At 46.2% G+C, this 23862-nt stretch carries 21 protein-coding genes; 20 read left to right on the top strand and 1 reads right to left on the bottom strand.

The window, feature by feature from the left end:
- Positions 1-9 precede the first annotated feature (9 nt).
- From ruvA to BLW60_RS07370, 18 genes are all read left to right on the top strand, one after another.
- Entirely contained in the window at positions 10-633 is a 624-nt protein-coding gene (gene ruvA, locus BLW60_RS07455) for a Holliday junction branch migration protein RuvA (protein ID WP_074715929.1), read from the top strand.
- A 27-nt stretch (positions 634-660) separates the two neighbouring features.
- On the top strand, positions 661-1395 hold the full coding sequence (locus BLW60_RS07450) for an enhanced serine sensitivity protein SseB (protein WP_242872844.1): 735 nt from the start codon (positions 661-663) through the stop codon (positions 1393-1395).
- Between the two features lie 33 nt (positions 1396-1428).
- Complete coding sequence (gene ruvB, locus BLW60_RS07445; RefSeq protein ID WP_074716187.1) at positions 1429-2466, top strand: Holliday junction branch migration DNA helicase RuvB; 1038 nt, start codon at positions 1429-1431, stop codon at positions 2464-2466.
- Between the two features lie 36 nt (positions 2467-2502).
- Positions 2503-3033, top strand: a complete 531-nt coding sequence (locus tag BLW60_RS07440) for a hypothetical protein (RefSeq protein WP_074715928.1) — start codon at positions 2503-2505, stop codon at positions 3031-3033.
- A gap of 51 nt (positions 3034-3084) precedes the next feature.
- Positions 3085-4443 carry a phosphoglucosamine mutase gene (glmM, locus tag BLW60_RS07435; RefSeq protein ID WP_074715925.1) on the top strand — a complete coding sequence of 453 codons (1359 nt, stop codon included), beginning with the start codon at positions 3085-3087 and terminating at the stop codon, positions 4441-4443.
- A gap of 30 nt (positions 4444-4473) precedes the next feature.
- Positions 4474-5361 (top strand): class I SAM-dependent methyltransferase, encoded by an 888-nt coding sequence (locus BLW60_RS07430; RefSeq protein WP_074715924.1) that lies wholly within the window; start codon positions 4474-4476, stop codon positions 5359-5361.
- 309 nt (positions 5362-5670) lie between these two features.
- Entirely contained in the window at positions 5671-5868 is a 198-nt protein-coding gene (locus BLW60_RS07425) for a DUF6440 family protein (RefSeq protein ID WP_028517851.1), read from the top strand.
- 9 nt (positions 5869-5877) lie between these two features.
- Positions 5878-6633, top strand: coding sequence for a hypothetical protein (locus BLW60_RS07420; RefSeq protein WP_074715922.1), 756 nt, complete (start codon positions 5878-5880; stop codon positions 6631-6633).
- 15 nt (positions 6634-6648) lie between these two features.
- Positions 6649-7500, top strand: a complete 852-nt coding sequence (locus BLW60_RS07415; RefSeq protein WP_074715921.1) for an energy-coupling factor transporter ATPase — start codon at positions 6649-6651, stop codon at positions 7498-7500.
- A 39-nt stretch (positions 7501-7539) separates the two neighbouring features.
- Positions 7540-8409, top strand: a complete 870-nt coding sequence (locus BLW60_RS07410; protein ID WP_074715919.1) for an energy-coupling factor transporter ATPase — start codon at positions 7540-7542, stop codon at positions 8407-8409.
- Positions 8403-9206 (top strand): energy-coupling factor transporter transmembrane component T family protein, encoded by an 804-nt coding sequence (locus tag BLW60_RS07405; RefSeq protein WP_074715917.1) that lies wholly within the window; start codon positions 8403-8405, stop codon positions 9204-9206. The genes BLW60_RS07410 and BLW60_RS07405 overlap by 7 nt, the downstream gene beginning before the upstream one ends.
- A 23-nt stretch (positions 9207-9229) precedes the next feature.
- Positions 9230-12106: a YfhO family protein gene (locus BLW60_RS07400; protein WP_074715914.1), complete on the top strand. Its 2877-nt coding sequence runs from the start codon at positions 9230-9232 to the stop codon at positions 12104-12106.
- A complete protein-coding gene (gene truA, locus BLW60_RS07395; protein WP_074715912.1) occupies positions 12099-12860 on the top strand; it encodes a tRNA pseudouridine(38-40) synthase TruA in 762 nt (253 codons plus the stop codon). Before BLW60_RS07400 ends, truA begins: the two co-directional genes overlap by 8 nt.
- Before the next feature lie 34 nt (positions 12861-12894).
- On the top strand, positions 12895-14058 hold the full coding sequence (locus BLW60_RS07390; protein WP_242872848.1) for a DUF5711 family protein: 1164 nt from the start codon (positions 12895-12897) through the stop codon (positions 14056-14058).
- 67 nt (positions 14059-14125) lie between these two features.
- Positions 14126-15022 carry a hypothetical protein gene (locus BLW60_RS07385; RefSeq protein ID WP_074715908.1) on the top strand — a complete coding sequence of 299 codons (897 nt, stop codon included), beginning with the start codon at positions 14126-14128 and terminating at the stop codon, positions 15020-15022.
- 73 nt (positions 15023-15095) lie between these two features.
- Entirely contained in the window at positions 15096-17462 is a 2367-nt protein-coding gene (locus tag BLW60_RS07380; protein ID WP_175460906.1) for an ATP-dependent Clp protease ATP-binding subunit, read from the top strand.
- Positions 17452-18165 carry a cohesin domain-containing protein gene (locus tag BLW60_RS07375; protein ID WP_074715906.1) on the top strand — a complete coding sequence of 238 codons (714 nt, stop codon included), beginning with the start codon at positions 17452-17454 and terminating at the stop codon, positions 18163-18165. Before BLW60_RS07380 ends, BLW60_RS07375 begins: the two co-directional genes overlap by 11 nt.
- A gap of 240 nt (positions 18166-18405) precedes the next feature.
- Positions 18406-19533, top strand: a complete 1128-nt coding sequence (locus BLW60_RS07370; RefSeq protein WP_074715904.1) for a DUF4317 domain-containing protein — start codon at positions 18406-18408, stop codon at positions 19531-19533.
- 380 nt (positions 19534-19913) lie between these two features.
- On the opposite strand, the gene BLW60_RS07365 is transcribed toward BLW60_RS07370, so the two are convergent.
- Positions 19914-20327, bottom strand: a complete 414-nt coding sequence (locus tag BLW60_RS07365) for a bis(5'-nucleosyl)-tetraphosphatase (protein ID WP_074715902.1) — start codon at positions 20325-20327, stop codon at positions 19914-19916.
- Positions 20328-20589: 262 nt separating this feature from the next.
- Here BLW60_RS07365 and BLW60_RS07360 point away from each other — a divergent pair, with 262 nt between their 5' ends.
- On the top strand, positions 20590-22131 hold the full coding sequence (locus BLW60_RS07360; protein ID WP_074715899.1) for a DUF3794 and LysM peptidoglycan-binding domain-containing protein: 1542 nt from the start codon (positions 20590-20592) through the stop codon (positions 22129-22131).
- Positions 22132-22225: 94 nt separating this feature from the next.
- Positions 22226-23701: a stage IV sporulation protein A gene (gene spoIVA, locus BLW60_RS07355; protein WP_074715897.1), complete on the top strand. Its 1476-nt coding sequence runs from the start codon at positions 22226-22228 to the stop codon at positions 23699-23701.
- Positions 23702-23862 lie beyond the last annotated feature (161 nt).

Genomic DNA, 23862 nt, shown 5'->3' with positions numbered 1-23862 from the left:
CAGAGAGATATGATATACAGTGTAAGAGGAAAGCTTACGGTCAAGGAGCTTGGTTTTGTGGTGATAGAGTGCGGCGGCGTAGGATACGGCTGCAAGACCTCATACAATACCGTTTCAAGGCTCGGCGAGATCGGAAGCGAGGAAATGCTTTACACTTACCTTTACGTAAGGGAAGATGTGGTGGAGCTTTTCGGATTTGCAACTTTGCAGGAGCTCAGCTGCTTCAAGCTGCTGATATCGGTATCGGGAGTAGGGCCGAAGGCGGCAACTTCCATACTTTCAGATGTCAGCCCCGAAAGATTTGCACTTCTTGTTGCTTCTGGCGACAGCAAGGCATTCACAAAGACAAAGGGTATAGGTGCAAAGACTGCACAGAGGATAGTTCTCGAACTCAAGGACAAGATATCCTCAGAATCTATCAGCGGCAGCATAAGCAGTGATGCCGCACAGTTTGCAAATATACCGTCAGAGGGCGCATCATCGTCCGTATCGGAAGCTCTCGAAGCTCTCATGGTGCTTGGCTATTCTCAGGGCGAGGCAGCTCCCATACTGGGAAAGCTCGATCCCGCGCTGAGCACACAGGAGCTCATAAAGGAAACACTGCGGTTAATGGCAGCAAAGAATATGCGCTAAAATATAGAAGATAGGATGGTTACTGTTATGATGAATCTTGACGAATTGCTGAAAGCAGCAATAAAAGACCCTTCAAAACGTTCATTGTTTTTGCAGACTCTCATAAAAAGCGACGTCTATGTCATCTGCAAGAACCCCGTAAAGCAGGAGCGTGATCGTTCAGAGGGCGGTATACAGCTCGAGCTGGTAACTACCCAGAACCCCGACGGCGATCTGTTTATCCCTTTTTTCACAAGCTATCGCGCATTACAGCAGTTTGCAAAGCGATATGTTGACTGCTACAAGATAAATTGTCTGAGACTTTTCGATCTTATACAGTCCGTATCTGCCGTGCTGAACCCTAATTCCTACGGCAAGGAGTTCTCTTCGCGCGAGATAAAGAGTATCCTTATGATAGCCCGAAATCTCAAGATAAAGGCGATCTCCTACAACGAAGCGGATATCATAAACTATCGTCCCTGCGAGCATGAAGTGAACCATATAATAAAGGCTGCCACAAAATTCCTTTCAAAGCAGCCCAATGTTGACAGAGCCTTCATCATGGAGATGATAAAGGGCTGCGAAAATCCGCAGATACTCATTGTTCTCGATATGATGGGAAGTACGAGAAAGCTCTTTGTGCCGCTTTCAAAGTATCTTTCAAAGACCGTAAAAGCCAACGAGCATCTTTGCTTTATCAGCTATGAACAGGACATGGGCAAAAAGGCTGCGGAGACTGTCGAGCCTTTCTACGTTCGCAAGAAGAGATTTTTCGAGAAATAATTCAGAGGTGTTTTTTTGATACAGACAGAGGATATGGAGTTCGCTCCCAGAATAATAACTCCCGAAAATACCACGGAGGACAGCGATGTTGAAATAAGTCTGCGTCCGCAGACGCTCCACGAGTATATAGGACAGGACAAGGTGAAGGAAAACCTCGCCATATATATCGAAGCTGCAAAGCGCAGGAACGAACCTCTCGATCATGTGCTGCTGTACGGACCTCCCGGACTTGGAAAGACTACTCTTTCGTCTATAATCGCCCATGAGCTTGGAGTAAATCTCCGTGTGACCACAGGCCCTGCAATTGAAAAGCCCGGCGATCTTGTTTCGCTCCTCACCAGTCTTTCGGACAACGATGTGCTTTTCATTGACGAGATACACCGCCTTTCCCGTGCGGTAGAGGAGATACTTTATCCCGCTCTTGAGGACAGAGTAATAGATATCATCATCGGCAAAGGTCCGTCTGCGCGTTCCATACGCATGGACCTGAAACCATTCACCCTTATCGGCGCAACAACGAGAGCAGGACAGCTTTCAGCTCCTCTCCGTGACCGATTTGGCGTAATACAGAGACTTGAACTTTACACCAATGAGCAGCTTACGGACATCGTAAGAAGAAGCTCCATGATACTTGGCATACCATGTACGAGCGACGGAGCTGCCGAGATAGCAGGCAGAGCAAGAGGCACACCGCGTATAGCGAACCGTCTGCTGAAAAGAGTCCGCGACTTTGCCGATGTAATGGGCAACGGACAGATAACTCAGGAGATAGCCTCAATAGCTCTCAGCAGACTTGATATCGACGCTCTCGGACTTGACGGACTTGACAGGCGTATGCTTGAAATGATAATCAAAGGATACGGCGGCGGACCTGTTGGACTTGAGACACTTGCCTCGGCTATCAACGAGGAAAGCGTTACTCTCGAAGATATCTGCGAGCCGTTTCTTATGCAGCTGGGCTTTCTTGGAAGGACTCCGCGAGGAAGAGTTGCCACAAGGCTTGCCTATGAGCATCTCGGCATAGTCCCACCCGAGCAGGCAGCAGCAGATGAAGGACAGATGACCTTTTGACATTTTCCCGTATTACGGGACTGGGGGATGAGAAAAATGTTGATAAAAGGATCAAGCGAATATAACTTTAAATACAATTCCGAAATTACCGAGCAGCCTCCCTTTGGTCAGATGATAAACGGTCAGGGGGAGGGAGCTGTTTCAAAGCTGCGCTACGGCGTATGCTTTATGAGCTTCAACGGCTGTGAAGTTATCGCCGTGCATAACGCGTTGGTATATCTGAAAAAACCTCAGAAGATAAAAGATGTAGCCTATTATATGGAGCGTTTCCGCGTACTCATGGGCTTCTTTGGCTGTAACGCCTTCAGTCTCGGAAAAGCACTGAATTATTTCGATGCAAGCTTCGAGAAGGTGAAATCCCCTGATGATGCGAAAGCTTTTATCATCACATTCTGGACTAAGATACCGTTTTTATCTTCAATACACACCGTATTCTGTACAAGAGAGAACAGCGGTGGCATACGTGTGTACAACAGGTACAACAGCTGTACTTATGCGCCTGTATGCCAGACACTTGAAGAGATAATAGGTACACGCAGACCCATCGCAGTCTACAAGATAGTATAAGACTGCGGATACTCGATACTTAACTCTGAACTTACAAAGGGAGACTATTCAATGGCTAAATTATTCGGAACTGACGGTCCGAGAGGTATTGCGGTGACCGACCTCACCTGCGAACTGGCAATGCAGACAGGAAGAGCTGCTGCGCTGGTGCTTGCGAAAAAGGACGGGTCTAAAACTAAAATACTCGTTGGCAAGGATACGAGAGTTTCCTCCGATGCGCTGGAAGCTGCGGTATGTGCAGGTATATGTTCGGTAGGTGCAGATGCAGAGCTGCTGGGGATCGTCCCTACGCCTGCACTTTCTTATCTCATAGGCTTGCATGAGGCTGACGGTGGAATAATGATATCGGGCAGCCATAACAGTGCCGAATATAACGGCTTGAAGCTGTTTTCTGCAAAGGGATACAAGCTTATGGAAGAAGCCGAGGACGAGATAGAGCGTCTGGTCTTTTCGCCCTCAGATGAGATAAAGCTCAGTGAGCCCGAGAATGTAGGGCGTATCTTACACGGTGAAAATGCCGTCAGAGAGTACATAGACCATATAAAAGCTGTTGTTTCTACAGATCTGAGCGGACTTAAAGTCGCGGTCGACTGCGCTAACGGCTGTGCGGCATATACTGCGGAAAAGCTCTTTTCCGAGCTTGGTGCTGAGGTGCTTGTCATAGCAGATAAGCCAAACGGCACTAATATAAACAAGGACTGCGGCAGTACCCATGTGCAGCATCTTATGGAGTATATCGTTGAAAACAAATGCGACTGCGGACTTGCCTTTGACGGCGATGCAGACAGATGCATAGCTGTAGACGAGCAGGGCTGCATGATAGACGGCGACAGGCTCCTTGCCATATTTGCAGAGGATATGAAGAGCAAGGGGCTGCTGGACAAGGATACGGCAGTTGTGACTGCAATGAGCAGTCTCGGACTGAGAAAGTATGCGGCTGCACATGATATAAAGCTTGTAAGCTCGGGAGCAGGTACGCGGTATGTACTTGAGCGTATGCTGGAATGTGGCTACAAGCTCGGCGGCGAGCCTAACGGACATATCATCTTCCTTGATGAAGCCCGTACAGGCGACGGACAGCTGGCAGGTGCGCGGCTGCTGGAGATACTGAAAAACAGCGGCGGAAAGCTGAGCGGACTTGCAGGGAATATGCCTGCATATCCGCAGGTAAAGCTGAATGTGAAGATACATCCGCATTACAAGGAACTCTGGAAAAACGAAAACAGCATAACCGAGCTTATCGAGAGATACGATAAGGAGCTTTGCGGCGAAGGCAGGATAATGGTGCGCGAAAGCGGAAAAGAACCTATCGTGCGCATACTCGTTGAAGGCAGCGATTTCGGACGCATAAACGATATGGCTGTGGATATCGCACAGCACATCAAGGAAAGCTGCGCATACAATGTCTGAGCGCAGACAATTCTATAAGGAGCATTTACTTTGAGAACAGCAAATAACTGGAAAGATTATAAGATATTGGATACATCAGGCGGTGAAAAGCTGGAAACATGGGGCAATGTGAGCCTTGTGCGTCCCGATCCGCAGATAATATGGAATACCGAACGCACCGATCCGCTGTGGAAGAACGCTGACGGTCACTATCACCGCTCAAATCAGGGAGGCGGCAAGTGGGAATTCCGTAAGAGACTGCCCGAAAGCTGGAATATCAGCTACGGCGAGCTTACCTTCAATATACGTCCCACAGGCTTCAAGCATACGGGACTTTTCCCCGAGCAGGCTGTAAACTGGGACTTTATGGCAGATAAGATTCGCAACGCAGGCAGAGAGATAAATGTTCTCAATCTGTTCGCTTACACTGGCGGAGCAACTCTTGCCTGTGCAGCAGCAGGTGCTTCCGTATGCCATGTTGATGCTTCAAAGGGCATGGTGCAGTGGGCGAGAGACAATGCGGCAGCTTCCGGACTTACCGAAAAGCCCATACGCTGGATAGTGGACGACTGTGAGAAGTTCATAGCGCGAGAGATACGCCGCGGACGCAAGTACGACGCGGTAGTTATGGATCCGCCAAGCTATGGCAGAGGTCCGGGAGGCGAGGTCTGGAAGCTTGAAAACTGCGTATACGACCTTGTGAAGCTGTGTTCGGGAGTCCTTTCTGATGATCCGCTGTTCTTCCTGATAAACAGCTATACTACAGGACTTTCTCCCTCGGTAATGGGATATATACTGGGAACAGTCCTTACTGATAAATTCGGCGGCAGCGTAAGCTTTGACGAGATAGGACTTCCCGTAAAGTCCACAGGAATGACGCTCCCATGCGGTTCCACCGCCATCTGGCAGCAGCGTGACGCTGCACCCTTGCCACGTTGACGCTCGTAAACTCGCTAACGATCATTAAAATTGATGATCGTACATCGTTTACGGCATATTATTGATATATGCTTGTAGGGGCGAACAGTGTTCGCCCGCTAATGACCGACAAACTAAAAATAGCAAACTGTAGGGGCTGCCTTTGGCAGTCCGCAAATAACGATACAAAATGTAGGGAACGCCTCCCAACAGGAGCCGCGCCCCTCTGTCTGCTTTGCTGACATCTCCCTACACTGTAGGGAGTAACCCTCGGCGTTCCGCGACATAAATACTGTATAAACTTGATAACATGATATAGGAGAAATAATTATGGGAAAAGACGAAAGATTTGTCAAGATATACTCACAGGGCAAGCTGTCATTATCCGAGATATTTGTGGATAAGGTAACAGGAGTCAACTATTTATTTCGCAAGGACGGCTATGGAGCAGGTCTCTGCGTACTTGTGGACAAAGACGGCAAGCCTGTGGTATCCTCACCTGCGGAAATAGAAGCTTTAAAGAAATAAGGATATAATATGAAAAAAACATTGATAGCACTTGCTGCGGCAATGGTATTTACCGCAGTATCATGCGGCGAAAAGGAAAAAGGCACTTCTTCGGAGGGCGTTAACGCAGAAACAACTATCGAAGTATCGGCAGGCGAGCTGATGAAAGATATTTCGGAAAGAGCTGCTGTTGAAAAAGCAGATATGACTGCCAAGCCGACCGAAAAGTGCGATATTCCGGACGATTGGAAAGAATTGACAGTTGACGGTCTTAAAATCCGTGTTCCTTCAGGTGTGGAGGAGCTTAATGCTGATCCGGGTATGAGGAGATTTGGCGATGAGACCAAAGGATTGTACCTGACAACTTCAGCTGCCGTAGAATACGATGGCGGAGTATTATTCAGCGCATTAAATCCCGACACAAGTGAAGAAAAGGTCCGACAGGCTTTTTCGGAACTCGGTATAGAGTATAACGGCACAAGGCTTTCATTTTTGAAGGCGGCACTTTCTATTACAAGTGCTGATAAGACTGATGAAAATGCGGAAGCATTTGAAACAGCGATCAAAGCAAAGGGCGGCGAATTCGACTTTGCTGATGAAGTATATGTATCAGAGTCTGACGGGCATCAGATATATATAATACTTGATAAAAAATTCTTTAAAAGTGATGTAGTTTCTTTGACGGTGTATTATTTTGTTGATGAAAAAACTGCATATACAGTTGGAATCAATGCAGGTACAATGGAAGAAGCTTTACAGATAGCGACTAATTTAAGTCTTGCTTAAAGAACAGGGATAAATATGGAAAATATAATCGAAATAAAAGGTCTCCATTTTGCCTACGAGTCCGATGACGAGGAAAAGAAGCCCGTCGAGGTACTCAAGGGCATAGACCTTGACATAAAAAAGGGCGAGTTCGTAGCGGTGCTTGGGCACAACGGCTGCGGAAAATCCACCCTTGCAAAACATCTGAACGCCATACTGCTCCCCACAGAGGGTACAGTAACGGTGGACGGCATAGACACAAAGGACGAGGAAAAGCTGTTTGACCTGCGCCAGCGTGCAGGCATGGTGTTCCAGAACCCCGATAACCAAATAGTTTCGTCAATAGTCGAGGAGGACGTAGCCTTCGCCCTTGAAAATCTCGGCGTACCTTACGAGGAGATGCGCAGACGAGTTGACGAGAGCCTTAAAGCTGTTGGTATGTATGAGTACAGACTCCATTCGCCAAGCCAGCTTTCGGGCGGTCAGAAGCAGCGAGTGGCTATCGCAGGCATTATCGCCATGCAGCCCAAGTGCATAATCCTTGACGAGCCCACAGCTATGCTGGATCCGCAGGGACGAAAGGAAGTCCTTGCGACCATACACCGCATGAACCGCGAACAGGGCATAACCATAGTCCTCATAACTCATTACATGAATGAGGCTGCGGACTGCGACCGTGTTGTGGTCATGGATAAGGGCATGGTAGTCCTTGACGATGTGCCCGAAAAGGTATTTTCACAGGTAGATAAGCTTAAAGCCATAGGGCTTGATGTACCGCAGGTCACAGAGCTTGCGTGGGAATTAAGAAAAGCAGGCTGCGATATCTCTCCCGAGATAATCTCGGAGGAAGAGTGTGTTGCGGCAATAGAAAAGCTTTTTGCAGAATAAGCAGCTCGGCTGCTTACAGGAAAGAAAAGGAGAATAGAATTGGCTATCCTTGAAACACAGGAGCTCACATACACATACAGCATCGGTACTCCCTTTGAAAAGACAGCTGTAGACCATGTGAGCTTAAAAATAGAAGAGGGCGAAATGGTGGGCGTAATGGGACACACAGGCTCAGGCAAATCCACGCTCATACAGCATTTCAACGGACTTCTCAGACCAACATCTGGAAAGGTGCTCCTTGACGGTAAGGATATATGGGAGGACAAGGATAAGATACGCAATGTGCGCTTTAAGGTAGGACTTGTATTCCAGTACCCCGAATACCAGATATTCGAGGAGACTGTATATAAGGATATCGCTTTCGGTCCTAAGAATATGGGGCTCGACGATGCCGAGATAAAACGCCGCGTATACGAAACTGCCCATGATATCGGACTTTCAGAGGAGCTTCTTGAACGTTCGCCCTTTGATCTTTCGGGCGGTCAGAAACGCCGTGTTGCAATAGCAGGCGTTATGGCTATGGAGCCGAGAGTACTCATACTCGATGAGCCTACGGCAGGACTTGACCCTGCGGGCAGAGACAAGATACTGAGCCATATCAAAAGCTACCATGAGCGCACGAAGAATACCATACTCATAGTTTCTCACAGCATGGAGGATATAGCTGCATTTGCCGACAAGATACTTGTAATGAGCAAGGCTAAGCTCTTCTGCTATGATGAGACGGTGAACGTATTCGCAAGAGCTGATGAGATATCGCAGATAGGACTTGACGTTCCCCAGATAACGAAAGTTTTCGGAGAGCTCAGGCGCAGGGGACTTGACTTCGGCAAGGAAGTCTATACCGTAGGGTATGCCCGTGACCTGCTTCTGAAACATCTTAAAGAACGGGGGGGAAGCCGATGCTGAGAGATATAACTATCGGACAGTACTTCCCGGGAGACAGTATCATACATAAGCTGGATCCGAGATTTAAGATCGTAATAACATTTCTGTATATCATAATGCTGTTTTCTGGCGGAAACTACATCTGCCTTGCAGTGGGCGCGGTATTTACATTCGGAGTGATACTCCTTTCGCGGATACCGCTTAAAATGTTCTTCAAGAGCGTGAAACCACTGCTGATATTCCTTATCATAACGGCTTTGCTGAATTTGTTCCTTATGACCACGGGCGATGTGCTCTGGGAATGGAAATTTCTGAAAATAACCGATAAGGGACTGGAGACCAGCATATTCATGATAGTAAGGATAGTTCTTCTCGTTATGGGAAGCTCTGTTCTGACATATACAACATCACCTATAACTCTGACAGACGCCATAGAGCGGCTGCTCTCGCCGCTGAGAAAGATAAAATTCCCTGTGCATGAGCTTGCAATGATGATGTCGATCGCACTTCGCTTTATACCGACACTGATAGAAGAAACAGATAAAATAATGTCAGCACAAAAGGCAAGAGGCGCAGAGATAGACACAGGAAGCTTCACAACGAGAGCAAAGAACCTCATATCCATACTTGTTCCGCTGTTCATATCCGCATTCAGACGTGCGGACGAACTTGCAACAGCTATGGAGTGCCGCTGTTATCACGGCGGTGAGGGAAGAACAAGATTGAGACAGCTCAAGTCCGCTCCAAGGGATTATATAGCCCTTGCAGTGACCGTATTTTTCCTTGTGCTTGTAATAGTACTCGGCAGGTTATTCTGAGCGGAACGCGAGAAAGGATAAAGATGGACAAAGAAGAAAGACGAGCCGCAAGGCGCAGAAGGCTTGAGCGGTTCAGAAAAGGCAAATTTCACAGGATACTGTACGAAAAGGGAGTCCTGTACTTCCTGCTTTCGTTCCTTATCCCGTTTTCCATTATGGTTTACGCATTCGGCGTATACGGAGTTCACCCCTTTGGCGACAGGCAGATACTTGTAGTAGACCTGTGGCATCAGTACTATCCGTTTTTCAGGGTAGTGCGCGAAAAGCTGGTCAGCGGCGGTTCGTTCCTGTATTCGTGGGAAAACGGCATGGGCACAAATTTCCTGTCGCTTATTTCGTATTATGCGGCAAGTCCGCTGAACTGGCTGTCGGTACTCTTTGACGATGACCATGTACGCGACGCGCTGACATTCATACTATGTGCGAAAATAGGCTTTGCAGGTGCATTTTTCAGCTCGTTCCTGCGATATACCTTCAAGCGTAAGGACTTCTCCATATGTATGTTCTCGGTAATGTATGCACTTTGCAGCTATACGCTGGGCTACTACTGGAACGTGATGTGGTTCGATACCGTTGCGCTTTTCCCCCTTGCAATGCTGGGCATAGTTGCACTTTGCCGCGAGGGAAAATGGAAAATATTTACATTCGCACTGGCACTTTCCCTTATATCCAACTACTATATAGGCTATTTTACCTGTATTTTCTCGGTATTTATGTTTGCAGCCGCAAGCATCATCGAGTGTAAGGGTGTAAAGGACTGGTTCAGAAAGCTGTTCCTGATGATACGTTCGTCAGTGCTTGGCATAGGACTCGGCGGCTTCATGCTGCTGCCTGCATATTACGGCTTGAAGCTTACCTACAGCGTAAACAACAATATGCCAAAGGAGATAAGCTATTACGAGGACTGGAAAAAGATATTCGCAAACCTCCTGTCCTATAATGCTCCCACAAAGGTAGACGGACTCCCGAATTTCGCCTGCGGAATGTTGGCGGTACTGCTTTTCGGCGTGTTCGTGTTCTCATTCGGCATAAAGATACGGGAAAAGATAGCTGCACTTTCAATGCTTGCCATAATAGTCGTGAGCTGTAATATGAATTTGCTGAATTATATCTGGCACGGCTTCCATTTCACCAATCAGATACCGTACAGATTTGCATTCATATTCTGCTTCGTGCTTGCAACGGCAGCATTCAGAGCGTACGATATCATACTTAGCAGGGGTATAAAGATATACCAGTTAGTTCTTATGATAGCAGCACCGGCAACAGTACTGATACTGAATAAGCTGTCGAAGGGCGTTGATTACAAGTTTGAGGGAGCAGTCAAAAGCTCTGCTATAATAGTAGGTGCTTTCTGGCTCATATTCATAGCAGCTAAGATATTCCCCTTCAAGACAAAGGAAAAACGCAACCTGCTAATGACACTTGCCCTTTCTGCGGCAGTATTCAGCGAGTTCATAAGCAATGCGCAAATGGGCGTAAGTACCGTAGATACAACGGGATACAACGATTATCCCTCAAATAAAACGGAAGTACGCCAGCTTCTCGATTATGAGAAAAAGAATGACAAGAGCAAATTCTACCGCACAGAAATGTCGTATACGTATACCCTCAATGACAGCGCACTCTACGGATACCGCGGATTGTCGCAGTTCTCATCGGCGGCAAACGTTTCTGTAACGACTATGTGCAAACGTCTCGGACTTTACGCTTCCGAGGCAGGAAACAGATTTTATTACAGGACATCTACTCCCATTGTGAATTCACTTCTGGGAATAAAATACATCATCAAAAAGAACGGCGAACTGAATACCGAGGATTGGGTGTTTGAACACAAGACATCAGCAGGCAATGCCAATCTGTATGAGAATAAATATCCTCTTTCGCTTGGATTTATGGTAAACGAGGATATACTCAATATGGAGGATAACGGCGGAGCTAATCCCTTTGAGTATCAGAACGACCTTATAAAACGCGCTACGGGCATAGAGGATAAGTTTTTCACGCCCCAGCCTGTTGCACTTGCGGAGTACGACGGCCTTGACGTTACCAAGAACGGCTACGGAAATTATACCTTCCGCAATGACACAGATGAGCCTACAGGAAGCGCAACATACAGCTATGACTGTATCGACGGCAGCTACATCTACGGCTATGCCAACGGTACAGGAGGTACCTGCGATTCTCTTGAGATAAAGTGCGATGATGAGCTCATAGACAGCGGAAAGCTCATAGAGAGCTATCCCATAGTTTTCCCTATGGGTAACGGTCAGGAGGGCAGTACCTCAACAGTAAAGATAACTTCTTCGGAAAAGCATAAATCAGGCAATTTCAAGCTTATGGTCTATGCTGTAAGCGAAGATACATTCAAAAAAGCCTACAACGCTCTTGCCGATGAACAGCTTGAGATAAAGAAATTCAGCGATACCAAGATACGCGGAAGGATAAATGCGTCAGAGGACGGCGTTATGTTCCTGTCTATACCCTATGAAAAGGGCTGGAGCGTATACATAGACGGCGAAAAAGTCGAGACTTTCAAGCTTTTGCAGGCAATGACAGGCGTAAGGGTAGGCAAGGGCAGTCATGATATAAGTATAGAGTATACGCCCGAGGGCTTTGTTCTCGGTGTAACGGCAACGGTAGTCAGCCTTGCACTCATAATACTTATAATGATATGCGAAAAGCGGCGCAGACTGCGCAGGCACAGACATATGATGTATTCCGCTGTATCGCAGAATACAGGCAATGAAGTGATACCTTCGCCTTATAATAATAAGGCTGAGATATACGATCAGGTCAGCGAAGCACTCAGATCGGAGGATTTCGGCAGAGTCGAGGACACGGAAGTAATTCTTTACGATGGAAGCGATCCTGCAAAAAAGGAGGCGGACGATGCGTAACCTGAAAGTTATGATCGCTTACAGAGGGACGAGATACCACGGTTTTCAGCGGCAGAGCAATGCCGTAACTGTACAGGAGGTGCTTGAGAGCAAGGTCTCAAAGGTACTAAATGAGCCTGTTACGATCACAGGCTGTTCAAGGACCGATACGGGAGTCCACGCAAATATGTTCTGCTTTAATGTAAAGACAAACAGCAAAATAAACTGTCTTGGCTTTTGCAGAGGAGTGAACGGCGAGCTTCCCGATGATATTTCTATCCTTAGCTGTGAGGACGCTGCGGAGAACTTTCATGCAAGATTTGACTGCAAGGGCAAGGAGTATATATATAAGATGCATTGCAGCGAATCGAAAAATCCGTTTGCTGCTGATCTCATGCTTCATTACAGACGAAAATTTGACATTGAAGCTGCCCGCAAAGCCGCAAAGTATTTCGTAGGAACTCACGATTTTGCGTCATTTTGTGCTGACTGCACAAATGTTTCAACCACGGTAAGGACAATTTATTCCTTCAAAATAGAAAATAGTGGAGATTCTGTGATAATGCTTGTAAAAGGCAACGGTTTTTTGTATAATATGATTAGGATAATGGCAGGGACTCTGATAGATGTCAGCGAAAAGCGAATATCTCCCGATGATATCCCTGATATCCTCGCCGCAAAAGACCGCCTGAAGGCAGGAAGAACGGCAATGGCTCACGGACTGTATCTGAACCGTGTGTTCTACAGTGAAGATGAGCTGCTGAAAGAGACATGAGAACAAAGGACAAGGAGGTATCAGCGTGCCGAAAATGTATGACGCCGATGATATCGTCGATCTGAAAAATCGAAAACGGCGGCAAAAAAGGCTGAGGCGGTTCATTCTGATACTGCTTGCAGCTGCCATTGGAACGGGGCTTTATTTTACCCGTGATATGTGGTATAATAAATTAAGGGGCATAGGACAGCAGTACAGGACTATCGTTAACTCGGGTAAGCTTGCCGAAGGAAACTTTCCTATAGAAATCAGCGGAGGAGCTGATTATCAGCTGGAATTTACCGACAGTAAGATGATACTTATGAGCGATACCTACACGTATTTCTATGATACTGACGGCGCACTTCTCAAAAAGCGTCAGCATACATATACGAATACGGTGCTCCGTGCAGCCTGCGGACGCGCACTGCTTTACGAACAAGGAGGAAATGAGCTTAGTGTAGAGGACGAAGATGAAGTTTTTTATACTAAATCATTTGCCAAGCGACTTATCCTCTTTGCGAGAATAAGTGAACAGGGCTATACAGCAGCTGTAACTACATATGATAATTACAGCTGTGCGTTGGAAGTATATGACAAAAGGGGAAAGGTCATATACGAAAGAAAGTGTATCGAAATGGTCAGCGACCTTAGCTTTATCAATGACAGCAAAGGTTGCGTGCTGAGTTATATCACAGCTGAAAACGGTCAGCTCGTTACAAATGTTCAGGAAATAAGCTTTAGTGAAAAAGAAGAACACTGGACTTCACCGGGACTTAATACGCTGGGACTTGCAGTCTACGGCTTCGATAAGGGAGCATTCGTATACGGAGCAGATGCCTGCGGATACGTTGACAGCAATGGACAGATCAGTTCGTTCTATTCTTATGACGGCGACCGCGTTGCAGGTGCCAGTGAAAACGGTAATTCCGCAGTCATTGCCAATAATATCGACAGAAGAAAGTATACATTGGCATTGTTCAAAGGCGGAAAAACAGAAGCTCTTATAATCGACCTTGAAGAACCGTCAATAGATGTTACGGTTTATGAAGACCTTGCTTACGTAATGTGTCAGGGTAAGATAAAGACCTATGATTTCAGCGGCGGACTTCGTTCTGTTGCGGACGTAAGCGATTCTTACACAGGTTTTGTACGAAGCGATGATCATATTTTCCTGAAGGGATATAATAAAATAGATCGTATAGACTATGAAAGCTGATCGGTGATACACATTAATTCACTATCCGAAGGGAGGAAGCACCGTAGAAGCACACGGTGCAAAAAACATGGGAGCACAATTTTGGTGGTTTTACGATGTTATCGTTGCAGCAGCGGTACTCGTATGTATGTTTATTACAATAAAGAAAGGAATATTGAAAGCATCAGTCGCGCTGGTAGGATATGCCCTTACTCTGGCAATAGCCTTTTCGCTTAGTTCCTCGATCTCGGGATCTTTGTATTCCAAAACCGTAAGGAGCAGCAATATAAAGAAAATGGATCAGACTCTTTCAAATGTAGATTTTCTTGACGACCTTATAAGGTATATCGAAAATCTCGGATATGATGTATATCCTGAGCGAGGTCAGGTCGAGAGGATATGCTTCTCGGGCGAGGATATTGAAGAAAAGCTTTATAAGTATATCAACAATATCAACGGAAGAAAAGCAGATGAAGAAAGTGCATTCTATAATAAGCTGCATGAAGGATACGCAACTATTATAAACTCGTATGTTTCAAAAGAGCTAAGTTTGTATTCGGCAGAATATGCATCAGAACAGATAAGGACAAATCCTAAGCAGTTCTGCAATTTCATGTCACTTATACAAGATCCTGACAATACAAAGCCAGCTGCGCAGTTTATTGTTGATAATTATCTTGAAAAACCGTATTCAAGCCAGGTAAAACTTATCGTACTGATAGTTATGCTCGTATTCTTTGTGATAATGACTATTTTCATAGAGACAGCAGCCGGCAGGAACAGTCACATGGAGCCGAGTCTGGTAACTCACGCAATAAGCGGAATAATAGGCATATTCAAGGGCGTTGTGATTATAGTTATCATCGCTGTTATGATAAGGCTTTCAGTTGTAATGGGAAGCGATAAGATGCTTTTCTTCAACCATGACGCTATTGACAGAACATGGGTATTCAAGTATTTCTACAACTTTATTAAAGATATATGACAAACGAAACATTACTGCTTCAGCCTATAAGGCGCGAAGCTTGGTATAATTAACCGACAGGAGGAACTGCCTGATGATAATGTGCAGTAAATGCAAAAAAAGACCTGCGGTGGTGTTCATCACCTCTGTTCAGGGAAACGAAAAGAAAAATGAGGGACTCTGCCTTTCTTGTGCAAGATCGCAGAATATCCCGCAGATCAAGGAATATATGGATAAACTCGGCATCACTGATGAAGAGCTGGATCAGCTCTCGGATCAGATGATGGGAATGCTCGACGGCGACAGCTTTGAAATGGGCGGCTCCGGCGTTCTTCCCGACTTTATAACCAATATGTTCGGCGGAAATGATGACGGGGATAAGTCGGACGACAGCAGCAACAGCAGCAGCGGATTTGATCCGCGAAGCTTTTTCAGCAGCCGCAATAGCTCTTCCGATGATAAGTCATCAGACAGCAAAGAGAAAAAAGGGGGACTTTTCGGACGCAATAGTAAGGAGAAAAAGTCGAAGGAACCAAAGTTCCTCGGCAGCTACTGCACAAATCTCTCCCAGAAGGCAGCAGACGGCAAGCTCGATAATATTATCGGCAGAGATAACGAGATAGCCCGTGTTATACAGATACTTTCAAGACGTACAAAGAACAATCCCTGCCTTATCGGTGAGCCGGGTGTCGGAAAGACAGCTATCGCCGAGGGTATCGCACTTCGTATAAACGAAGGTGATGTTCCTTTCAATCTTGTTGATAAAAAGGTATACCTTCTTGACCTTACCGCACTCGTTGCAGGTACTCAGTTCCGCGGACAGTTCGAGAGCCGTGTAAAGGGACTTGTTGACGAGGTAAAGAAAGAGGGCAATATCATACTCTTCATCGACGAGGTACACAACCTTGTAGGTGCAGGAGATTCCGAAGGCTCTATGAATGCCGCAAATATCCTCAAGCCTGCCCTTTCAAGAGGAGAGGTACAGGTAATAGGTGCTACAACATTCGGAGAGTACCGTAAATATATCGAAAAAGACTCTGCCCTCGAAAGACGTTTCCAGCCGGTTACTGTAAACGAGCCAACTATCGAGGATACAGTAAATGTACTTGTTGGCATAAAGAAGTATTACGAGGAATTCCACAAGGTACACATATCCGATTACCTTGTAAGAGTATGCGCAGTACTCTCAGAGAGATATATCACAGACCGTTTCCTGCCCGATAAGGCAATAGACCTCCTTGATGAAAGCTGTGCCTATGCTTGTATCCGTTCGCCCGAAATAGGTGAATACGAAAAGATCAAAAAGGAGATAAAGGTCCTTGAAGAAATGGAGACATCTATCTCCGAGCAGGAAGAAATAGATTATCAGGCACTTGCCGAGGTAAAGAGCAAGCTTATCCATACACGCGAGACAGAATCAGCTCTTAAAGAAAAGGCAGCAAATGTCAACGTTGAAGAGTCTGATATCACTAAGGTCATCGAACGCTGGACGGGTATCCCCGCAAGTAAGATAGCTGAAAATGAGTTCATGAAGATAGCAAGACTCGAGGATGCTCTCAAAAAGCGCGTTATCGGTCAGGAAGAGGCTGTTGGAGTCCTCACGAGAGCTATCAAGCGTACAAGAGTACAGCTCAGCAAACGCCGCAGACCTGCTTCGTTCATATTCGTAGGTCCTACAGGTGTAGGTAAGACAGAGCTTGTAAAGTCACTTGCCGAGGAGCTTTTTGACTCTCCAGATCCGCTTATCAGACTTGATATGACAGAGTATATGGAAAAGCACTCTGTTGCACGTATGATAGGCTCGCCTCCCGGCTATGTAGGCTATGAGGAAGCTGGACAGCTCACGGAAAAGGTTCGCCGCAAGCCTTATTCGGTAATACTCTTTGACGAGATCGAAAAGGCTCACCCAGATGTTATGAATATCCTCATGCAGATACTTGACGAGGGCAAGGTGGACGACGCACAGGGCAGAACTATAAACTTTGCAAATACAATAATCTGCATGACTTCAAATGCAGGTTCTACAGATAAGAGCATAGGTGTGGGCTTTAACCGTACCGAGAACGAGATATCGAGAGATAAGGCTATGAAGGGTCTGAGAGACTTCCTCCGCCCCGAATTTATCAGCCGTATCGACGAGATCGTGGTATTCAAGGATCTCACTAAGGAGAACTTTGCTGATATAGCTGCACTTATGATAGACGAGATGAAAGATCCTCTTGCTGAAAAGAATATCTCTGTTGAGTATACAAGAGAAGCTCTTGAGCTTATTGCGGAGAAGTCCTTCGGCAAGCCTTACGGCGCAAGAGATATCCGCCGCGTTATCCGCGAAGATGTTGAGGATCAGGTGGCAGAGATCATACTTGAACGTGCTTCAGAGATAAGTGTTATAAGCATTTCGGCTGAGGGCGATAAGATAGTTGTCAGCGGCAGGAAGGAGCAGGCTGAAAATGAAGCATAAGTTTAGCGCAGTTCTTATGGCTCTCGCTATGGCAGCCGTCTGTATGACAGGCTGTCTGGACTCTGATAAAAAGAACGGCAAAAATGCCGAAGCTGAAACAACAACTGCTGCTGCCGAGCCTGTTACAGACGAGAACGGCGAAGAAATGTCCGAGAGCATGGAGCTTATGCACATAGTTTTTATGGATATACCAGAAGCTGAAAGCGGTCCTCTTATAAAATTAAGCAAGACCGATGCAAAGCCCGGTGAAATTGCAAAAGTTACCGTATCTGTCACAGGCGCAGACAAGAAGTGGAATATGTGTGGTATACATATCACATATCCCGATGTTTTGGAGTGTCAGATAGAGGATGAGGAAGATCTTACTGTAGAGTATGAGATTGGTAACGCTGCAAAGAAAAATGCAGCTTTCATTGCTATGGATTGGCAGAAAAATCTTCCGGAGGAGCTTATAAGAGAGCATAAACGTTCAGTTTTTTTCACTACAATGTTTCAAGACAAAGTAGCTGGTAATGACGGGGATATAGCTACGTTCTTCTTTAAAGTCCCCAATGATGCTCAACCCGGTACAGTGTATAACCTTGGGTATTATTTTAATTATACAGATGCAGCAAAAGATATGTTTAGAGATATTGATTCAGATAGTTCATTTGAGAAATATGCCTTTGAACACCTCGAAGGCGGCAGTATTACTGTAAGATGATATATTTGCATTTAACGGTTTAGAATGAAATAGTATTTTTATTTAGGGAACGCCCTCTCTTGCAGGGCGTTCCCTCTTTCACAACAGTTCACTGAACTGTTGTGAAATTCACCCTTTGCGGAGCGCCTTACGATTATTGGGCGTTGCCCAAACCCACCAAAGGCTCTGCCTTTAGAATCCCATTATTAGTTTAGTAGATTTTTTCTGTATAGACAAGGATAAAAGAAAGGACATTACATAATGAATAAAAAAGAAACAGCAGAGATAAAAAAGAATTTCTCCGATAAGAGCGGATTTTTCATAATGGAGCGCGTTCTCACGGCTTTTGTGGACGCTGAGAAAAACGTGAGATACCACAATGTAAGCTCATGTCTTACCATGCCTGTTGAGGAGCATGATGTGTACGATGAGACTCTGAAAAAGGTGCTGAATACCAACGTTGGCAAGGCTTTTGTGGAGTATGAGTTCCCCAACGAAGCCTATGACGAGGGACAGCCTCAGAATATCCTTTATACTCTCCTTACTTCCGAGCTCAAGGACGATATCGCCTGTGAGGATTTCCTCAATCATATCGCAAATAATATCGCATATACAGGTCCATTTGCGGTTATAACAGCCTACTGTACATACACTATCCGCAAAAAGGACAAGAATGACGAATTTGCTGAGGGCGAGGACGAGATATACCGCTATATCCTTACAGCTATATGCCCTGTAAATACAAGCAAGGACGGATTTGTGTTCGATAGCGTTGGCAACGAGATAACGAAGAAGGTCAATACAGAGCTTATAATCAGCAAAGCTCCGTCAGACGGCTTCCTTTACCCTGTTTTCAGCAACAGGAGCTCCGATATCAATCACGTTATGTACTACACTAAGAATATCAAGTCGCCTAATGTATCAGTTGTTGAGAACGTTCTCGGCTGTACCTTTGTAATGTCAGCAGAGAGCGAGAAAAGCAGCTTCCAGAGCATACTGAAAAATGTAGTGGGCGATGACCTTGATTACACTCTCATAAAGACTGTTAACGAGAAGATACAGGAAGTAGTTGAGGACAACAAGGACGATACGGACAGAGTTGTCATCGACAATATGAAACTAAAGGATATCCTCGTTGATGTGGGACTTCCAGAAGAGCGCGTGAATATGGTAGAGCCTGTTTACGAAAAGGTCTGCGGTACTGCGCCCCTTACTGCGGCAAATCTTGTGGAGACTAAAACAGTTCTTACCTCTCCGGGCATAACCGTAAATATCAAGCCCTCTGCGGCTGACAAGGTGCGTACAAGCGTTGTGGACGGCAGAAGATGCCTGCTCATTGATATTGACGACCCGACTATAGAGATAAACGGACTGCCCGTTACACTATAATGCGTAATGCGTAATTAAGGGACGCCGCATGGCGCTCCATACATATAGTTACAACATACATAATTAGTTGAAATCCTGTTTTCATCGTGATCTGCTGAAAATGTCTTTCTGTAATAGGGGCGAAAATAGCAATTTTTCAACTAAAAACCATTGAATATCGCAAAAAATATACCTCAGGTGGATATATTAAGGGCGCACAGTTGTGCGCCTTTTCTGTTTAATAATTGCTAATTACTGATTGTTTACACGGGGCGATGTGAGCATCGCCCCCTACAGTGTGTCATTTTGGGGATTATGCATAATTTACGGGCGCACACTGTGCGCCCCTACTAATCACTAATAACTAATCACTAAAAAAGGAGACCGAAAGGTCTCCTTTTTTAATGATTCTCTTTGATAGCGTTTTTTGCCTTTGCTACGATAGTTCTGTCGTTCTCATAGGACAGGATATTTGTGGCGTAGGATATATCCACCCAGCGTATTTCCGCGATCTCGCCCTCCTGTGGGATAAAATCAACGTTTTTCGCTTTTGCAAGAAAGTATACAACGACTTTCATCGTGTCTTTCTTGGGCGAATAGGTTACTGTTTCTCTGAATGTCGGATCAATAATAACGTCAATGGAAGTCTCCTCCATGATCTCACGACGTGCAGTTTCAACCTCGGTCTCGCCCTTTTCAACGTGCCCTTTCGGGAAGGACCAGTGACCGCTGTTGATATGCTTTATCAGCAGTATTTCCGTATTGCCGTGGTATTTCCTGTAGACAATTGCGCCGCATGATTTCTCGTGAAGCATAGATAATCCTTTCTTGCCTGTAAAAAAACAAGCAGAATCAAGAGCAGTTCACCCTGCTTCAGAGTATCATGTGGTGAGCTGCTTTTATATAGTTCAAAAATAATTATACCATATTATGGGCAATAAAGCAATATGCGCGGCAAAAAAATTTCGTTTCGTATGGCTCATAACGCGAAAAAAGGTGAATTTCCTTATCATATGCATACTTGTACCTGCGTGTGAATATATATTTCACAAAGCAAACTTCAAGGAGGTCACCGTTATGGACTTAAAACTTACCAGAGAGACAGTTCCTGCTGCCGAGACGATATATGACGGGATACAGGAGCAGTCTGTGGAGCTGGATTATATCCTGCCCGATTACTGTCCCGATATTTTCAGACTTATCCGCTGCGAAACTTCGCCCGTTATCACTGACTGGAGCATCAGCGGCGACAAGCTGACCTATGAGCTGAGATGTGATATACATATACTCTACTGCGGCGAAAACAGCAATGAGGTGCAGTCCGTGGAGCAGCACAGGAGCTTCACAAAGACAGTTGAGCTTGGAAAAACAGCCGAGTCCGCAGAAGTAAAGCTGATACCTAAGGCTGACCATGCAAATTTCAGAGCTGTGAACAAACGCCGCCTTGACCTGAGAGGGACTGTTTCCACAAAGATAACCGTTACAGGTCAGCAGGAGCAGCAGGTCGTATCAGACGCTGTGGGTATGAATATACAGGTGAAAAAGACTCCCGTAAAATTTGCGGCAGGGAGGCTTACTGCGGAGAAAAATGTCCGTATCGAGGAGGATATAGAGCTTGGTGCGGCTCAGCCCGATGTTTCGGCAATTCTCAACTGTAGGTGCAGTGCGTCTGCCTGCGAGATGAAGCTTATTTCGGGGAAGCTGCTTGCAAAGGGCGAAACTGATGTGGAAATACTTTACTCAGGTGATAATACCGTCGAAGCTATGCGGTTTTCTCTTGGCTACAGCCAGATAATCGACGTTGACGGACTTGATGACAGCTACGACTGTGCGGTAACTCCCGAGATACTCAGCTGTGATATAACTGTGGCTTCCGACAAGGAGGGAAATAACAGGATACTGCGGTGTGAAGCCGAAATAAGGCTCAGCTGCCGTGCTGTAAGGACGGCTTCTGTTATGATAGCGGAGGACGCTTTTTCAACAGTCTACCCGTGCAGTGTTGAAATGTCAGAGATAAAAGCCGAGCAGATACCTGCGGTGTACGATGAGAGCTTCAGGCACAGTGCGAAGCTTGCCGACGGAGATAACGTTCCACAGACTATATACGCTATGTGGAGCGAGCCGAAGAATATCAATACCCGTATCGGAGATGACGGACGCTCGGTAGTCATAAGCGGTATGCTGACCTATTCTATGGCGGCAAAGGACAAAGCAGGCATGATAATTATGCCTGACCGCGACGAAGCCTTTGAGGTAACGGTGGGACTTCCCGATAATATTAGCGGTACATCGGTGGCGGCTGAGGTCTATGTGCGTGAGACTTCATACGATATATCTGCTGAGGGAGTCCTTACAGCAAAGTCGGATATAGGAGTAAAGCTGCTGGTGTACAGCTCAGACTCCATAAAGGCTGTGACGGATATCTCTGTCGATGAAACTACCCGAAAGGAGCGGGACGGCGATTACGCTATAAAGCTTTATTTCGGCATAGAAAACGAGGATATATGGGACATCGCCAAACGCTACAGCACAAGTGTGGCAGCTATCATGGAAGAAAACGAGCTTAGCGGTCAGCGTCTTGAAAACGGCGGTATGCTGCTTATACCGATAGTATCGTGAAATATTAGAGCTAAGAACTTAGAACTAAGAGCTAAGAGATCTTAGTTTGCAGATATTAGTTCTTAGATCTTAGTTCTGAAAAAAGGAGAAAATTATGGCTAAAGATATATACAGCAATATTGCTCAGCGTACTGGCGGCGATATCTACATAGGAGTTGTCGGACCTGTGCGCACGGGCAAATCAACATTTATCAAGCGGTTTATGGAGTCGCTGGTAATACCCAATATAACCAGTGAATTCAAGCGTGAACGGGCTATTGATGAGCTTCCGCAGTCCGCCGCAGGTAAGACTATAATGACTACCGAGCCTAAATTCATACCCGAAGAAGCGGTGCAAATAGACTTAGGCAATGGCGCGGAGTTCAATGTAAGGCTTATCGACTGCGTGGGATATATAGTTCCAAGCTCATTGGGTTATATCGAGAATGAACAGCCCCGAATGGTTATGACTTCGTGGTTCGATGAGGAGATACCTTTCAATATGGCGGCTGAGATAGGCACACAGAAGGTCATCACCGACCATTCCACCATAGGACTGGTGATAACTACAGACGGCTCGGTAACGGATATACCCCGTGAGGAGTATGAGGAGTGCGAGGAGCGCGTTATCCGCGAGCTGAAAGAGCTCGGCAAGCCTTTTGTGGTCATACTCAATACAGTTGCACCTAATTCGCCCGAAGCGACTGCACTTGCTGCAAGTCTCACAGACCGTTATGATGCAAAGGTGATACCTGTGAACTGCCTTGAATTGGGTGAGGAGGATATTCGCAGCATTATCCGCGAGATACTCTTTTCGTTCCCAATCAAGGAGATAAATATCCGCACTGCGCGGTGGATAAACTCCCTCGGCAAAGGGCACTGGCTAAAAACTGAGATACTGGACTGCATACGCAATGCCGCTAAGGATATACGTCTTGTCCGCGAGGCTGAGGACGCTGCCGCGGCTATATCGGAGTGCTCCAACGTGCTGAAAGCGGAGATAAGCAGCATTGATCTTGGAAAGGGATCGGTGACTATTACTGCGGAGCTTGACAACAGCCTTTTCTATAAGATACTGGGGGAGACCACGGGCATCGAGATAGAGAGTGAAAGCGACCTCATGCCGCTGCTTACGGAGCTCAACGACATTCGCCGCAAGTATAAGCGCATCGAGCCTGCACTGGCAGAGGTGGAGGCTACGGGTTACGGTATAGTAATGCCCGAGCTTGAGGAAATGTCACTCGAAGAGCCGAAGATAATCCGTCAGGGCGGAAAATACGGTGTAAAGCTCAAGGCTTCCGCACCGTCAATTCATCTTATGAAAGCCAATATCAACACTACTATAAGCCCTATCGTGGGTACTGAGCGGCAGTCCGAGGAGCTTGTGATGTATCTGCTGGACGGCTTCGACGACGACCCGAAGAAGATATGGGAGAGCAATATCTTCGGCAAGTCCCTTCACGAGCTTGTCAACGAGGGACTTCACAGCAAGCTGTTCAAAATGCCTGTGGACGCCCGTATGAAATTGCAGGAGACTCTCGAACGTGTCATAAACGAGGGCTGTTCGGGACTTATCTGTTTCATACTATGAAAAAAGGAGACCTTTGGTCTCCTTTTTTAGCCGATAGCCGTTAGCTTGTAGGGGCGCGTTCCGCCGCCCGATTGTAAACATGAACTTTGTAGGGGACGCCGCAGCTAACAGCTGCACGTACCCTCTGTCCTGCGGACATCTCCCTACACTGTAGGGAGTCA

It is taken from the genome of Ruminococcus flavefaciens (assembly GCF_900108555.1).
GTDB classification, from domain to species: Bacteria; Bacillota; Clostridia; order Oscillospirales; family Ruminococcaceae; genus Ruminococcus; species Ruminococcus flavefaciens_P.
The sequence above is the reverse complement of the archived record's forward strand: the minus strand, read 5'-3'. Positions and strand labels throughout refer to the sequence as shown.